At 66.2% G+C, this 15161-nt stretch carries 12 protein-coding genes; 10 read left to right on the forward strand and 2 right to left on the reverse strand.

Going from position 1 to position 15161, the window contains the following annotated elements; translation table 11 throughout:
* The first annotated feature begins 34 nt into the window (after positions 1–34).
* The 5 genes from FHR38_RS07045 to FHR38_RS07065 all read left to right on the forward strand — a co-directional run bounded on the left by FHR38_RS07045 (position 35) and on the right by FHR38_RS07065 (position 10297).
* Positions 35–3079, forward strand: coding sequence for a DEAD/DEAH box helicase (locus tag FHR38_RS07045; RefSeq protein ID WP_184533883.1), 3045 nt, complete (start codon positions 35–37; stop codon positions 3077–3079).
* Positions 3076–7134, forward strand: a complete 4059-nt coding sequence (locus tag FHR38_RS07050) for an Eco57I restriction-modification methylase domain-containing protein (protein WP_184533885.1) — start codon at positions 3076–3078, stop codon at positions 7132–7134. The genes FHR38_RS07045 and FHR38_RS07050 overlap by 4 nt, the downstream gene beginning before the upstream one ends.
* Before the next feature lie 272 nt (positions 7135–7406).
* Positions 7407–8708, forward strand: a complete 1302-nt coding sequence (locus FHR38_RS07055) for a glycoside hydrolase family protein (protein ID WP_184533887.1) — start codon at positions 7407–7409, stop codon at positions 8706–8708.
* An 84-nt stretch (positions 8709–8792) separates the two neighbouring features.
* Positions 8793–9320 carry a hypothetical protein gene (locus FHR38_RS07060; RefSeq protein ID WP_184533889.1) on the forward strand — a complete coding sequence of 176 codons (528 nt, stop codon included), beginning with the start codon at positions 8793–8795 and terminating at the stop codon, positions 9318–9320.
* Positions 9321–9394: 74 nt separating this feature from the next.
* Positions 9395–10297 (forward strand): IS982 family transposase, encoded by a 903-nt coding sequence (locus FHR38_RS07065; protein ID WP_184533893.1) that lies wholly within the window; start codon positions 9395–9397, stop codon positions 10295–10297.
* Between the two features lie 279 nt (positions 10298–10576).
* On the opposite strand, the gene FHR38_RS32030 is transcribed toward FHR38_RS07065, so the two are convergent.
* Positions 10577–10951 (reverse strand): beta-xylosidase family glycoside hydrolase, encoded by a 375-nt coding sequence (locus FHR38_RS32030; protein WP_246446346.1) that lies wholly within the window; start codon positions 10949–10951, stop codon positions 10577–10579.
* Between the two features lie 83 nt (positions 10952–11034).
* Positions 11035–11721 carry a family 43 glycosylhydrolase gene (locus FHR38_RS32035; protein ID WP_246446348.1) on the reverse strand — a complete coding sequence of 229 codons (687 nt, stop codon included), beginning with the start codon at positions 11719–11721 and terminating at the stop codon, positions 11035–11037.
* 355 nt (positions 11722–12076) lie between these two features.
* Between FHR38_RS32035 and FHR38_RS07075 the strand changes: the two genes are divergently transcribed.
* From FHR38_RS07075 to folE, 5 genes are all read left to right on the forward strand, one after another.
* Positions 12077–12694 carry a thymidylate synthase gene (locus FHR38_RS07075; protein WP_184533895.1) on the forward strand — a complete coding sequence of 206 codons (618 nt, stop codon included), beginning with the start codon at positions 12077–12079 and terminating at the stop codon, positions 12692–12694.
* Positions 12694–13650: a hypothetical protein gene (locus FHR38_RS07080; protein WP_184533897.1), complete on the forward strand. Its 957-nt coding sequence runs from the start codon at positions 12694–12696 to the stop codon at positions 13648–13650. Before FHR38_RS07075 ends, FHR38_RS07080 begins: the two co-directional genes overlap by 1 nt.
* A 115-nt stretch (positions 13651–13765) precedes the next feature.
* Positions 13766–14194, forward strand: a complete 429-nt coding sequence (locus FHR38_RS07085; RefSeq protein ID WP_184533899.1) for a hypothetical protein — start codon at positions 13766–13768, stop codon at positions 14192–14194.
* 91 nt (positions 14195–14285) lie between these two features.
* Positions 14286–14588 (forward strand): cupin domain-containing protein, encoded by a 303-nt coding sequence (locus FHR38_RS07090; protein ID WP_184533902.1) that lies wholly within the window; start codon positions 14286–14288, stop codon positions 14586–14588.
* Positions 14585–15151 (forward strand): GTP cyclohydrolase I, encoded by a 567-nt coding sequence (gene folE, locus FHR38_RS07095; protein WP_184533904.1) that lies wholly within the window; start codon positions 14585–14587, stop codon positions 15149–15151. The genes FHR38_RS07090 and folE overlap by 4 nt, the downstream gene beginning before the upstream one ends.
* Positions 15152–15161 lie beyond the last annotated feature (10 nt).

A 15161-nucleotide genomic window follows, 5' to 3' on the forward strand; every position in this document is an offset into this window, starting at 1 on the left:
GCTCCCCACCCCGTCAAGCTCCGAGGGACTGCCGATGTCGACGACCACCTTCACCCCCGGTTCCCTGGTCTCCGCCCGTGGCCGCGACTGGGTCATCCTGCCGCAAAGCGCGCCCGACATGCTCGTCCTGCGCCCGCTGGGCGGGACGGACGACGACGTCGCGGCCGTCTTCCCGGCCTTCGAGCCGGTCCGGGTGGCCCAGTTCGCTCCCCCGTCCGCCGCCGACCTGGGCGACGCGTACGCGGCGGGGCTGCTCCGCTCCGCGCTGCGGATCGGTTTCCGCTCCGGTGCCGGTCCGTTCCGATCGCTGGCCGGGATCGCCGTGGAGCCCCGGGCGTACCAGCTCGTGCCGCTGATGATGGCGCTGCGGCAGCAGACGGTACGGATGTTGATCTCCGATGACGTGGGCATCGGCAAGACCATCGAGGCCGGGCTGATCGCCAGTGAACTCCTCGCCCAGGGCAGCGCCAAGGGGCTCGCCGTACTCTGCTCGCCGGCCCTGGCCGAGCAGTGGCAGGCGGAGCTACGTACGAAGTTCGGCATCGACGCGGAGTTGGTGCTGGCCTCCACCGTGTCCAAACTGGAACGCGGGCTGGATCTGGGGCAGTCGCTGTTCGACCGGCACCCGCACGTGGTGGTCTCGACCGACTTCATCAAGTCGACCCGGCATCGGGACGATTTCGTCCGGCACTGCCCCGATTTGGTCATTGTCGACGAGGCGCACACCTGCGTCGCCGCCCACGACAGCACCTCGACGCAGAGTCAGCTCCGCTACGAGCTGCTGCAACGGATCGCCACCGACACCGACCGGCATCTGCTGCTGGTCACCGCCACGCCGCACAGCGGCAAGGAGAGCGCCTTCCGGAACCTGCTCGGCCTGGTCAACCCGCAGCTCGCCACGGTTGATCTCGGTTCGGACGCCGACCGAAGGGCGCTCGCCCCGTACTTCGTACACCGCAAACGCGCCGACGTCCGACAATATCTGACCAAACGGGACGGGCTGGCCGACGACCGCCTCGCCGAGCAGACCTCGTTTCCGTCGGACCGACACTTCAAGGACGAGACCTACCAGCTCTCCCCGGCCTACCGGGCGCTGCTCGACGACGCCATCGCGTACGCCAGCGAGCGGGTGACCGCCGCCGACAGTCGGGGCTGGCGGGAGGCCCGGATCGCCTGGTGGTCGGCGATCGCCCTGCTGCGCTCACTGGTCTCCTCGCCCCGGGCCGCCGCCCAGACCCTGCGCACCCGCTCGGCGACCGCCACGGCCCACACCGCCGAGGAGGCCGACCGGCTCGGTGCCCCGCTGACCGGCGACTTCGCCGACAGCGACGCGCTGGAAGGGCTGGATGTCGCCCCCGGTGCGCAGACCGACGAGTTCCATGCCCTCGGCGCGGGGAGCGGCGATTCCGGAGTGGCGGGCGACGACAGCGCCCGGGGCCGGCTCGCCGCGCTGGCCGACCGGGCGGCCAAACTGGCGGGCCCGGCCGAGGACCGCAAGCTGGCGGCCCTGGTCAAGCAGGTCAAGGGCCTACTCAAGGACGGCTACCGACCGATCGTCTTCTGCCGCTACATCCCCACCGCCGACTATGTCGCCGAGCACCTGGGCGACAAGCTCGGCAAGAAGATCCTGGTACGGGCGGTCACCGGCACGCTCTCCCCGCAGCAGCGGCTACACCGCATCGAGGAGCTGGCCGAGACAGCCGGCGACGATCCGTCGGTCCGCCATGTCCTGGTTGCGACGGACTGTCTCTCCGAGGGCGTCAACCTCCAACACCATTTCGACGCGATCGTCCACTATGACCTGGCCTGGAACCCCACCCGGCACGACCAGCGGGAGGGGCGGGTCGACCGGTACGGCCAGAAGCGGGACGTCGTCCGGGTCATCACCCTCTACGGCAGCGACAACGGCATCGACGGCAAGGTCCTCGAAGTCCTCATCAAAAAGCACCGCCAGATCCGCAAGGATCTCGGCATCTCCGTCTCCGTCCCGGACGCCGCCTCCACCGGGGTAACCGACGCAATCGTCGAGTGGCTGCTGCTCCGCGGCCGGCAGCACAGCGAACAGGGCGCTGAGCGGGGCAGCAAACAGGGCAGCAGACAGGGCAGCAGACAGGGCAGCGAACAGGCCAGCCTCTTCGACGTCGAGGAATACCGGGCGATCGACCGGAAGGCCGAGGCGTTGGTCGCGGACTGGCAGTCCGCCGCCGAGCGGGAAAAGGCATCACGCTCCCGGTTCGCCCAACACTCCATCCACCCCGAGGAGGTGGCCCGCGAGGTCGCCGCGATCCGCGACACCCTCGGCCGCTCCGGTGAAGTCCGTAGCTTCGTACGCCGGGCGCTGCCCGCGCTCAACGCTGTCCTCCGCGACGAACCGGGTGGCTCGGGAGACTTCACCGCCGAGCTGGGTGGCACGCCAGCCGGGCTGCGTGACGCCCTCTCTTCGGTGCTCGGCGGCGACGTCGTCGAACAGGACCGGCCGGTCCCGTTCCGTGGGACGGCGGCCGTCGCGCGCGGCGAGGCCGCGCTGGTCCGTACCGATCCGGCGGTGGCGGCGCTCGCCGGGTACGTCCTCAACACCGCCCTTGACGGTCGGGCGACCGGGCCACGCCCGGCCCGCCGCTGCGGCGTCATCCGCACCCGCGCCGTTGACGGGCGTACCACGCTGCTGCTGGTCCGCTACCGGTTCCACCTCACCCTGCCGTCCCGGACCGGGATCCGACAGCTCGTCGCCGAAGACGCCCGGCTACTCGCCTTTGCGGGCGCACCCGCCAGCGCCAACTGGCTGTCGGCCGAAGCCGCGTTGAACCTGCTCGACGCCAGCGCCGACGAGAACACCGACCCCACCTTCGGGGAACGCACGATGGGCCGGGTGCTCGACGGGCTGCCCGCCATCGCCGACCACCTTGAGACGTACGGCGAGGAGCTGGCCGCCCAACTCCTCGCCTCACACCGCCGGGTCCGCAGCGCCGCCGGCGAGATCGTCCGGGGCCTGACCGTCACCGCGCAGAAACCCGCCGACCTCCTCGGCGTGTACGTCTACCTGCCGGTCTCCACGACGGCGGGAGGGCCGACCCGATGAGCCCCACCGCCCGCAACCAGGTCTTCACCGCCGTCCACACCATCGGCGGGCTGATCCCCACCGACATGCTGGAGCGGATCTCCGAAGGCAGGGACGTCACCGGCTCCCACCCCGCCGACTATCGCGTCATCGGATCCCGCTCGGTACGCGACGACGCCGAACGGCACTGGAACTACCTCAAGTTGGTCTGGGCGGAGCTGCGCGGCAAGCTCCCCGCCGCCCCGGAGGCCGACACGCCCGCCGACCCGACCGGGGTCGCGATCAGCCAGTGGCTCGAACCGCTCTTCGAAGGGCTCGGTTTCGGGCGGCTGACCGCGATCGGGGCAGCCGGAATCACGGCCGACGACGGCGGCAAGACCTTCGCGATCAGTCACCGCTGGAATCACGTACCGCTGCACCTGGTCGCGTGGAACGCCACCCTGGACAAGCGGTCGGCCGGCGCGGGGACGATCCCGCCGCAGTCGCTCGTGCAGGAATGCCTAAACCGGTCGACGGCTCACCTGTGGGGGATGCTCACCAACGGCCGGCAACTTCGGCTGCTGCGCGACTCCAGCGCGCTCGCCACCGCCTCGTACGTCGAATTCGACCTGGAAGCGATTTTCGACGGCGAGCTGTTCAGCGAGTTCGTCCTGCTCTATCGGCTGCTGCACGTCTCCCGCTTCGAAATCGCGGCGGAGGCCACCCCGTCGGCGTGCTGGCTGGAAAAATGGCGCACCGAGGCGATCAAGACGGGGGTCCGCGCCCTGGACCAGCTCCGCAAGGGCGTCCAGGAGGCAATCACCACGCTCGGCACCGGGTTTCTCCGGCACCCCGACAACAGTCGGCTACGGGAGGACTTCGACGTCCAGGCGTTTCACAACGCCCTGCTCCGCCTGGTCTACCGCCTATTGTTCCTCTTCGTCGCCGAGGACCGCGACGCCCTACACCTGCCGGACACACCCGAGGAAACCCGCAAGCGGTACGCGGAATTCTTCTCCTCAGCGCGGCTACGCGTCCACGCCCGCCGCCAGGGCGGCGCGCACAGCGACCGGTATCAGGCGCTGCGGATCGTCCTCGACGCACTCGGCAACGAGAACGGTCGCCCGGAACTGGGCCTCCCCGGGCTCGGTGGCATCTTCGACAACAGCGAGGCGGACGCACCGCTGGACGGCCTGGCGCTGGCGAACAAATACCTGCTGACCGCCGTCTGGCACCTGTGCCAGGTGCACGATCCGGGCTCACGCCGATGGCGGACGATCGACTATCGACACCTGGACGCCGAGGAACTGGGCTCGATCTACGAGTCCCTGCTGGAGCTGGTACCGAAGCACAGCGCGGTCGACCGTACCTTCGAGCTGGTCGAACTCGCCGGCAACACCCGCAAGACCACCGGCTCCTACTACACCCCGTCCTCGCTGATCGAATGCCTGCTGGACTCGGCACTCGATCCGGTAATCGACGACGCGGTCAAACGTGGCGAGGTGGCGGCAACCGCCGCCGGTAAGCCCGATCCGGCCACCACGATCGTCTCCGAGCTACTCGCCCTCACCGTCTGCGACCCGGCCTGCGGATCCGGCCATTTCCTGGTGGCAGCCGCCCGCCGGATCGCCAAACGGGTCGCGGCGGTACGGGAACGCAACCCCGAACCGACCGTGAAGGCGGTACGCCGTGCCCTATACGAGGTCATCTCCAGGTGCATCTATGGCGTCGACCTGAACCCGATGGCGGTCGAACTCGCCAAGATCTCGCTGTGGTTGGAGGCCCTGGAGCCCGGCAAGCCGCTGAGCTTCCTCGACGCACACATCAAGCACGGCAACGCCCTGATCGGGGCCACGCCCGCACTACTCCTGCGGGGCATCCCCGATGAGGCGTTCAAGCCCATCGAGGGGGACGACAAGAAGTACGCCAAGGCGCTGGAGAAGCAGAACGCTGAGCAGCGAGCGGGCCAGGGCAGCATCTTCGACCTGCTCGAAACGATGAACGTCGTGAACACGGCTTTCGCTCAGGGGCTACGTCGCATCGCGAACGCGCCCTCCGCTGTATTGGGAGACGTACGCCGACAGAAGTCTGCCTATCGGGACTGGGCGAGCGCCACTGACTATCAACGGGCCCTACACGTCGCGGATGCCTGGTGCGCGGCGTTCGTGTGGAAGAAAACGGCCGATGCCCCACCTGCGGTAACCCACGACGTCCTCCGCGCGCTGGCGGGCCCGAACCCTTCGACTGTCACCCAGGCAACCCATGACGAAATCGATCGATTGCGAAAGCAGTACCGGTTCTTCCACTGGCACCTGGAGTTTCCTGAGGTCTTCAAAGTGCCGGAGGACGACACCGAGATCGACCAGACAGCCGGTTGGGCTGGCGGCTTCGACTGTGTGCTCGGCAACCCGCCGTGGGAGCGCATCAAGCTCCAGGAGCAGGAGTTCTTCGCGCAGCGAGACGCAGACATCGCAACCGCGAGGAACGCTGCTGCCCGGAAGCACCTGATCACCGCCCTCAAGCGCGACAAGGACCGTCGCCCGCTGTATGAGGAATTTGCGGCAGCCAAGCGAAAGGCGGAAGCCGAGAGCCACTTCCTACGCAACGGCGGCCGTTACCCGCTCACCGGCCGAGGTGACATCAACACCTATGCAGTTTTCTCGGAGACGGACCGCTCACTGGTGAGTGAACGCGGGCGCATGGGAGTCATCGTCCCGACCGGCATCGCCACGGACGCCACGACAAGGTTCTTCTTCAACGACCTTGTACGCAACGGGTCACTCGTGGCGTTGTATGACTTCGAGAACCGCAGCGGGCTTTTCTCTGGCGTCGACTCGCGCATGAAATTCAGCATCCTCTCTCTTGCCGGCGACCCTCTACCAGAACCCGATGCTCAATTCGCCTTCTTCCTCCACGATCCTGCGGAACTGGGCGACAATAAGAAATCCTTCACTCTCACATCCAATGAGATCGACCTCGTAAATCCCAACACTGGCACCTGCCCACTTTTTCGCTCACGCCGAGATGCCGAGATTACCCTCGACATCCATCGGCGAATACCGGTCCTCATGAAAGAAGGTGACCCTGAAGGAAACCCGTGGAACATATCGTTCATGACAATGTTCCACATGTCGAATGACTCGCACCTTTTCCACACCCGCGAAGACCTTACATCCGACAACTGGATCCTCAGCGGCAACATTTTCACCAAGGCTGGAGCCCAAATGTTACCTCTATACGAGGCAAAGATGCTCCATCACTACGACCACCGCTGGGCGACATACAACCAGGACGGCACCACCCGAGATATAACCCTGAGAGAAAAGCAGAACGATGACGTCGTGGCGTTGCCACGATACTGGGTTGATGAACACAAAGTAAACGAGAAACTCGCAGCCAAAAATTGGGAACACAATTGGCTTCTCGGATGGCGCGACATTTGCCGCGCCACCGACGAGCGCACGACAATCGTCGAGATATTTCCACGCTCAGCCGCTGGCCACAATCTTCCCATTTCCGTCTTTTCCACCGCCGATACTGATCTACTACCCGGGCTCCAAGCGTGCCTAACATCATTTGCCTCTGACTTCGCAGCCAGAACCAAGGTGGGCGGCACTCACCTGACCTTCTTCATTTCTCAGCAGCTGCCAACACTTGCCCCCACAACAATGGCACGACACAAAACCTTCTTAACGCCCCGCATACTTGAATTGTCATACACAGCCCACGATTTGACCATATTCGCTCGCGACATCGGCGACAACGGGGCACCATTTCAGTGGGACGAGGAGCGACGGCAAGCTATTCGGGCCGAACTGGATGCGCTCTTCTTCCACCTATACGGAATCTCGCGAGATGACGTGGACTACATCATGGAGACGTTCCCGATCGTGAGGCGAAAGGACGAGGCCAAGTACGGCACGTACCGAACCAAGGACCTGATCCTCGCTGAGTACGACCGCATGGCCGCCGCCGGTGTCAGCCCGACGAATCCGCTGATCGACGGGGAGAACTACACGTCCACCCTCAACCCACCTCCGGGGCATGGCCCCCGCCACCCGGCAGCTTGCAAGCAACAAGATCCCTCCTCCGGTTGATCAAGAGATTGACGTCACCGGACCCGCCCTCCGGTGACGTCAATCTCTTGATCAACAATGGGGGGCGGGTGGCATGTCACCGTGCACCACGACTCGGTCGGCGCGCTCGGCGCGCCGCCCGACAACGGCTGGTTCTCGCCTCTGCTGACCGCACTCGGCAACACCGGACGGAACCGGGCCTGCACGCGGGCGTACGACTGCTCCATTTCGCCTGCGGTGGACGGGGCAACGGCTTGCCCCGTCCATTGATAACTTTGAGATCCGCTGGCAACATGATCGTCGTTCCTCGGTCCAACCGGGAGGAGAGCAGCATGCGACTCGTCCGCTGGGCGTCAGCCGCCGCCGTCGCCGTCCTCGTGGCGTCTGTCCTCGTACCGTCGCCGGCCGGCGCGTGGGCGGCCACCGTTTCGTCGTCCGGCGTTCCGCTGCCCAACGGGGTCTACCCGGGGCAGGCCGGCTACCAGAGCGCCGGCTACTACCAGTACGCGCCGTCGGTGGTCCAGACCTCCAACACCCAGCGGATCATCTACTACTGCGCCAACCGGGTCGCGTACGACCGGGACGCCGGTAACGCGGTCGCCGCCACACACGACCATGTCCTGTTCAACGTCGGCACCCGCCAGTCGAACGGGAGCTACACCTGGGGGTCTACGCAGGTGGCGCTGCGACCGCGGCTCAGCCCCGGTGACCCCAACTACCATCCGGCCACGCCGAGTTGGTCGGCGTACCACATCTGCGACCCGGAGGTGGTACGCGGCAGCTTCACCTACACGACGCCGCAGACCGGTCAGCGGACGTACACCTGGGCGATGTTCTTCACCGGCGCGGACAATGACGACGGCGGTGCCGACGGGCGGTTCAACGTCGTGGGGGTAGCCCTCGCCACCGCCCCGACGGGTCCGTGGACCATCGTCGGAACACCGATCATCGACGTCACCGAGCCCGACTACAACCCCAGCGGGTACGGCGTGGGCCAGCCCAGCGTGACCAGCGTCGACGGGCAGGGCAACATGCTGCTGTTCTACAGCGGGTTGGACTGCCGGGCATTGGACGCCCCCGACCCGACCTGCAACGGCCTCGACCGGGGCACCGCCGTACGCACCCTGGATCTCGGCAACGCGAACGCGCCGGTCCTGGGGGCCAGGTCGTTCGTCACCACAGCCGGACTGACCCCGGAGCCGTACCTGCCCAATTCGGGGCGATTCCTGCACAACGCGTCCTGGACCTACGATGCCAGTCGGGACGTCTTCTTCATATCCCGGGACACCGGCGCACTCGATGGCAACGAGGTACAGGCCAACGTGGAGGTCGACCGGATTCCGGGGGTGAACATCTGGGCTGGCGGGGGCACCTGGACCGTCGTCGGGCAGATCACCAGCGCTCAGACCGGATACCGGTGGAACCACAACTCGGGGCTTGTTCGGGACGCCTACGGCGGGCTGGCCTACCAGCGGCCGGGTGACTATTCCGGAGTGGACGTCTACTTCGCCACCGAACCGGGAACCGGGAGCACTCCCCCGCCCTGGGACGGCTATTTCGCCTACCGCATGCAGCGCAGCACGTCCGCCCTGTAGTCGCCCCGCCGGCGAAGCCGCGACGCTGGCGTCCAAGGTGCGCGGCCAAATCTTGCGTACTCACGAGAATGCTTCAATGATCAAATGCGCAGCGAACGTATCGGGGCAACTATCGGTTCCATCGGTGGCCTCGCCTTCATCCTGATCAACTCAGGCAATCTGCCCGGAACAGCAAGCCTGCTCGTACGCATCGTCGGGGTCGTGGCGTTCCTGGCGGTGTTGTGGTTCGCCGTGATCCGGTCACCCGCCCAGCCGCAGCCGTCGGAGCCGCCGTCGCGGCGCGCGATCCGCATCTACGGAACCTCGGTCACGGCGATGGGCATCGGCATCCCGGTCGGGGCGAACATCATCAACAACGTGCTCGACCTACCGGTGCTCACGGTCCCGTGGGTCGTCCTGCTGGTGGGTGCCCACTTCCTACCGTTCGCCAACGCCTTCGCGGCCCCGGTCTTCGCCCGGCTCGGCTGGACCATGATCGGCCTGGCCGTCGTCGGATCCATCGTCAGCCTGGTCGTCACCGAGGCCGCGGCTCCGTGGACGGGTGTACTGGCTGGCTTCGCACTCCTCGCGTTCAGTTCCGCGGGGGCACAGCGGGCGCGGCCAACCGCCTAGATGATTGAGTCCTAAATCTTTGCTGGTGGGAGGTGCCGGCGTACTGGTACAGGGAAGGGTGTCGTTGTCTGCTCGTGACAGCTGACATCAACACCCTTCTGACCGCACTGTACGTGTTCGTAGACGATCACCTGGTACCGCGTCGCCGCCGTCCCGGCCGGCCCCAGCGGTTGTCCGACGCCGAACTGGTCTGCCTGATGATCACCCAGGTCCTGTTCGACTTCCCTCGTGAACGGCACTGGATCCGCTGGGCCGGCACCCACCTGCGCGACATGTTCCCGTACCTGCCGACCGCGTCCGGCTACGGCAAACGGGTCCGCGGCAGCGGTCAGCTCATCGCCACCGTGCTCCGGGCCCTGGCCCATGTCACCCCGACCAGTGCCCCGATCCTCAGGTTGATCGACTCCACCCCGGTACCGTGCGGCACCTCGCGGGAGACCACGAAACGTTCGGACCTGGCCGGGGACGCCGGCTACGGCTACAGCGCCTCACACTCCCGCTACTTCTGGGGCATGCGCCTGTATCTACTGGCCACAGCCGAGGGCATGCCCGTGCTGTGGTGCCTGGCCAACCCGAAACTCGACGAACGGGAGGTGATGGCCGCCCTCATCGAGGCCGACCACCACCTAATCGCCGACGGGCAGGTCATCCTGGCCGACCGTGGCTTCGCCAGCCCGGAGTTCGACCAGTTCTGCGACCTGCGGAGCATCCACCTGGTCCGCCCGAAACGCGCCAACGCCAAGGCCGACGCCCCACGCACCCCGGCCGAGAAAGCCCTGCTCCGCGCCCGCCAATGGATCGAGTCGATCTTCCAGAGCCTGAAAGGCCAACTCTCCCTGGAACGACACGAAGCCCGCCGACACGACGGCCTGTTCGCCCGCGTCGGTCAACGCCTACTCGCCCTGGCCGCCGTGATCTGGCACAACACCAACATCGGCGCACCCAACCCAAGATCACTCATCGCATACGACCATTGACCAGCAGGGATTTAGGACTCAATCATCTAGTCGAACGTTCGACCCAACCGGCGACCACCGCGGACACGCCGCCTACCCCGGCCCCTGACCAGGATGCGACTCTGGCACGGCACCAACGACGAGATCCTGTCGTACCCCTACTTCGGCGAGGCCATCGAGCAGTGGACCAATGTCCACGGACTGAGCCAGACGCCGACCTCGACGGACCAGCCGCAGCCGAACTGGATCAATACCCGGTATGCCACCGGTGCCGTCCTCGGCCGGTTCGAGAAAGGTGGCTCAGTGTTCGAGATATGTGGCGTGATCGAAGTCGGCGTACACCCCGTCATTGCCGAGGTCCTGCACCCACTGTCCCAGGAACGCCCCGGTGAAGCCCCAGGCGGCGGGCTCGCCGTTGACGATCAGGGCGGCGTGCTCGTCGGAGAGGATGGTGGCGTCCAGTTCGACGGGTAGCTGCCGCCACTCGTCCCCGAGGTCGTAGCTGAACCGCACCACCGGGCCGTCGAAGACCGCGCGCAGACCGATCCGGTCGGCCGCGTCGACCTCGACCGTCAGTTCCGGGTACGACGTCCGCCGGCCACTGTCGGAGCTGAGCAGTTCCAGTACGGTCCGGCCGTCGTCGGCCCGGGTCAGATAGAGATAGTGCCAGTTCAACGTGTTGTAGTAGGCGGTCAGCCCGGCCAGGTGCCGATGGTCGCCGTGGATGCGCAGGTACGAGGGCGGGTACGCAGGTCGACTCAGTCGACCGTGGCGGGACGACGCAAGGTGGACCAGCAGGTGGCCAGCTGCGGTGCATCGAAGTGGTCGGTGGCCGGCTCGGCGGGCCACGGGTGCGGGGCAGCCCGGGGTCGGGCGGCGAGGTGCGCCAGGTACCACCCGCCGTGCTGGGGACGCACCAGACTTCCGTGCCCGGCCTCCTGCAGCCGCAGGTCGGGGCGACCGGCCGAGGTCAGCAGCGGCCCCACCGGGTCCACCTCGTACGGCCCCAGCAGGTCCCGCGACCGGGCGACAGTCACCTGATGCGTCCAGCTCGTCCCCCCTTCGGCGGTGACCAGCCAGTACCAGCCGTCATGGTGGTACAGGTGCGGGGCTTCGGTGACGCCGACGGCGGTGCCGGCGAAAGTGACCCGCGCCTTACCGACCAGCTTTCGCTCGACCGGGTCGTAGCGCTGGATCTCGATGTCGGCGAAGCGCTCTCGACCGGGCCGCCAGTCGGCGCTCATGCTGGGCAGCCAGCACGTGCCGTCCGGGGCGTGGAAGAGCGAGGCGTCGAACCCGTGCGAGTGCAGGCGTACCGGGTCCGACCAGGGGCCGGTGATGTCGCGGGCGGTGGTGAGGAAGTTCTGCGGTCCCAGTAGTCGCTGACAAAGCTGGCGACGTCGCTGTAGACCAGGTGGAAGAGCCCGTCGTGGTACGACAGGCATCGGTTGATCAGTGGCCGGGAATACTACCGTCAGGGGAGCTGCTCCGGCGGTCACGGCACCATCTACGACAGCTACAACTAAAGCAGCACGCCCCTCATCCACTCCTCCGACACCGACTGCTATTCGATCTTCTGCTGGTCGGGCAGCAGCGGTCTCGGTGGCGGACCTGCCCCGGTGGTCCACAGATAATGGTGCCGGACCACGAATGTCGGGTGGCTGCGACGATCGACACATGGTGCTACGGTGAGGCCGCTCGAATGCCCGCACAATCATTCCGGGCCGGGTCGACATGGGAATCCAGCCGTCGCCCGGCTCCAAGACCATGACGTCGGCTTACGTCTTGGGGGCGCATGCCATGGAACTCATGATCGAAACGGTCGAGGCGGGCTGGCCCCAGGTGTTGGATCTATTCCGTGGCGATACCGCGGCAAGGATCGCCACCCGGCACGGCATTTCTTTCGATCTACCCGGCCTCAATGTCTGGCTACGCAACCCGAGCGACCTCACCCCGCCCGCCGACTATCCATATCCCGAGCTGATCAAGGATTATCGGAACCGGTTGTTCGGCAACCAGCGAGACAAATCGCTGCTTTTCCAGCGGATGCGCCGATGGCAGGACGACGACCTGAACCCATTCGATCAGTTGAATCGGATCACCGAGCTGCTCCGGCGTGACCCCAGCACCCGGTCCGCCGTCTTCTCCACCTGGCTCCCTCCGTCCGACCTGACGGCCGACTACCCGGTCTCCCCGGTCGGCGGGGCGGTACGCGTCGTGGGCGGCACACTGCATCTCTTCGTGACCGCCCGCAGCGTCGACGTCTGGGTCGGGTTCGTGCCTGAACTGCTTGCCTTCGCCCAACTGGCTGGCGATCTGGCGTTGGATGTGGGCGCTCGCCGCTCTGTCGTTTCTTATCAGTGCTGGAGTGCGCACCTCTACGAAGTGGATTTTCTCAGCTACCTGACGAGGCAGTGATGGAACGCTCGCTCACCATGCTGGACAGTGGTCTGGTCGGCTACGACACGATCGACCGGGTGCTACAGGCGGTGGTCTTCTTCGCCGACTCGATCGCGATCCGTTCCTCGTACGAGATCGCGCCAGTGGACAGGCCCCGGGCAAAGGTGATCGAGCGGCGGGTCGCCGAGCTTCGGGAGCAGGGGTTCGTCAAGCTCTGGGCACACGAGTACGAGGTGGACGACGCCGGCCGGGCACGGAACCCGACCGTGGTCGACGGGATCCGGCGACCCGCCGACCTGGTGGTGCCGGCCGCCGGTCTCGGCACCGGCCTTAGTGAGATGGACGAGGTGATGCGCGCGATCCGGGAGTCGGCCTATCGGGGCGACGGCAGCGGACGCTCACCGTTACGGCAGGGTACGGCGGAGATCGTGGGTTTGCGTAACCATCTCGCGTCGCTGGTCATCTCCGCCGAACTCAACCAGGACGGGATGCTGACCAATCCGGCGGCGCGCACCGCGCTGGCGAGCACGTTCCGGCGCGGGCCCGGGGAGGGCTTCCAGACGGCGGTGGTCCGCGACGTGATCGCCCAACTCCAGTTGGGTTCCCTGGCGCAACTCACCGCCGAACAGGTCGAGGAGTGCCGCCGGTTCAGCGTCGACTTCCGCAAGCTCCTGGATGCGTCCCTGGTGGCGGTGGCCCGGGGCGTCGATCCGGTGCTGACTCCGGAGGCGACGGCACGCGAGATCATGACCAGGTATCGGACCATCTCCACCGAGTACGCATTGCCCCGACTCGGTCCGGAGGTCGGTGGCGAGATCATCTGGGACGTGCTCGGCGCGACACTTCCGCCCAGCATCGTGTTGAAGTATGGCATCAAGGCGTTCAAGTGGCGGAAGGTCGCGAAGGAGGTGCGGCCATATCTGCTGTTGATGCATCTGGAGCGGGCGCTGCATCGGCCGGGGCTGGACCGATAGCGCTCCGAGCAGCGGCGACCTTGCCGACGACCACAGCAAGTGGAACAATATTCCCCAATGGCCCGTAATACCATCAACGCGAAGAAGCCTCGCCCCTGACGGAAGGGGAAAGCCCTTGACGCCGTTTCGGGGTCAGATCAGTCGGGACACCTGCCATTCGATCATCGCGGCAGGCGCCAATCTGTCCCTGACGGAAGGCATTCGCTGGCGGGTCACGCCGAGCACCCACCCGGCACCCCTGAGCGCGCTGTCGCACCGGCTCCGCACCTGTCAGATCAACGGAGACACCTTCGAGCTGCCCGAATCACTGCGGGACTGGCTTCCGGTACGGTTCGACATCGCTGACGCCACCTATCCGCTGGCGATCATCTACCTGTGGATGCTGTCGAACATCGAGCGTGGCAGCAGAACACCGGAGCGACCAGATGCCACCAATGCCCTACTTTGGTATTTAAACGTCACGACACCGCATCTCCGGGCCGGCGAGCTGAGGAAGCTCCGACGGGCCCTTGACTCAACGACGAGACTCGATGTAGAAACATAAGCCCAGCGCTCGCACCGACCTAACCGACAAGCCGCACTCTGCTAGCGATCAGACCACGGATCGGTTGGATCGCGAGAAAGCGTGGTGCCCCGTGGAAAACCGCGTCGACCAAATCGGCACTGCGATTATCTTCGAAGACGAGCACATACGGGTGTGGCTACTTGACCTGCCGCCGCACGGGGCGTCCGAGTGGCACGACCACCACAATCCGTACCGCTACGTGGTAACCCGCCCCGGACTGGTCGCGACCGAATACGAAGACGGACACCGGGAACTACAGGACGACCTCGTCAGCGACACCCGCTTCCAATCCGCGGACGCCCGTCACCGTCTGGTCAACCTCAGCAACTCGACCTACCAGAACGTGGTCATAGAATTCCTTCGAGTGCGATGACCCGGCCCACACCGCAGCAGGCGCTCTCCGATTGGGTTGCCTCGCTGCATCCCGACATCCCCGCCGTCGCCGCCGCGATCGCCGCTTCCCAGGCCGAGGCACCGGACCGTATCTCGTCAGCCTATCGAGAAATGCTCTCCGGATACCGGACGAATCGCGACGACCTCATCAAGGTCACCGTCGAGCTGGACGAGTCCACCGAATACGCCGGTCTTGTCGTCGCCCGTGACATCCCGTTCGTATCGCTCTGCGCACACCACTTCCTGCCGTTCTTCGGGCACATCCAGATGGCCTATCAGCCGGGCCGGATCATTCTCGGCATCGGCAAGCTCCCCCGACTCGTCGACATGCGGGCACGGCGGTTCCAGATCCAGGAGTTCATCGCCCGGGACCTGTGCGACGACCTCATGGACGGTGCCCACGCCCGCGGTGCCTTCGTACAGACCTCGGCACGACATCTGTGCGTCTGCGGCCGAGGGCCCAACAAGCCCGAGGTCTGGAACACCACCACCTACGCGCGGGGCAGCCTCGGCCACTGGCGCCAGCTGCCCAACGACGCCTGAGCGGTCGGAC

The sequence above is a fragment of the Micromonospora polyrhachis genome, from assembly GCF_014203835.1.
Lineage (GTDB): Bacteria > Actinomycetota > Actinomycetes > Mycobacteriales > Micromonosporaceae > Micromonospora_H > Micromonospora_H polyrhachis.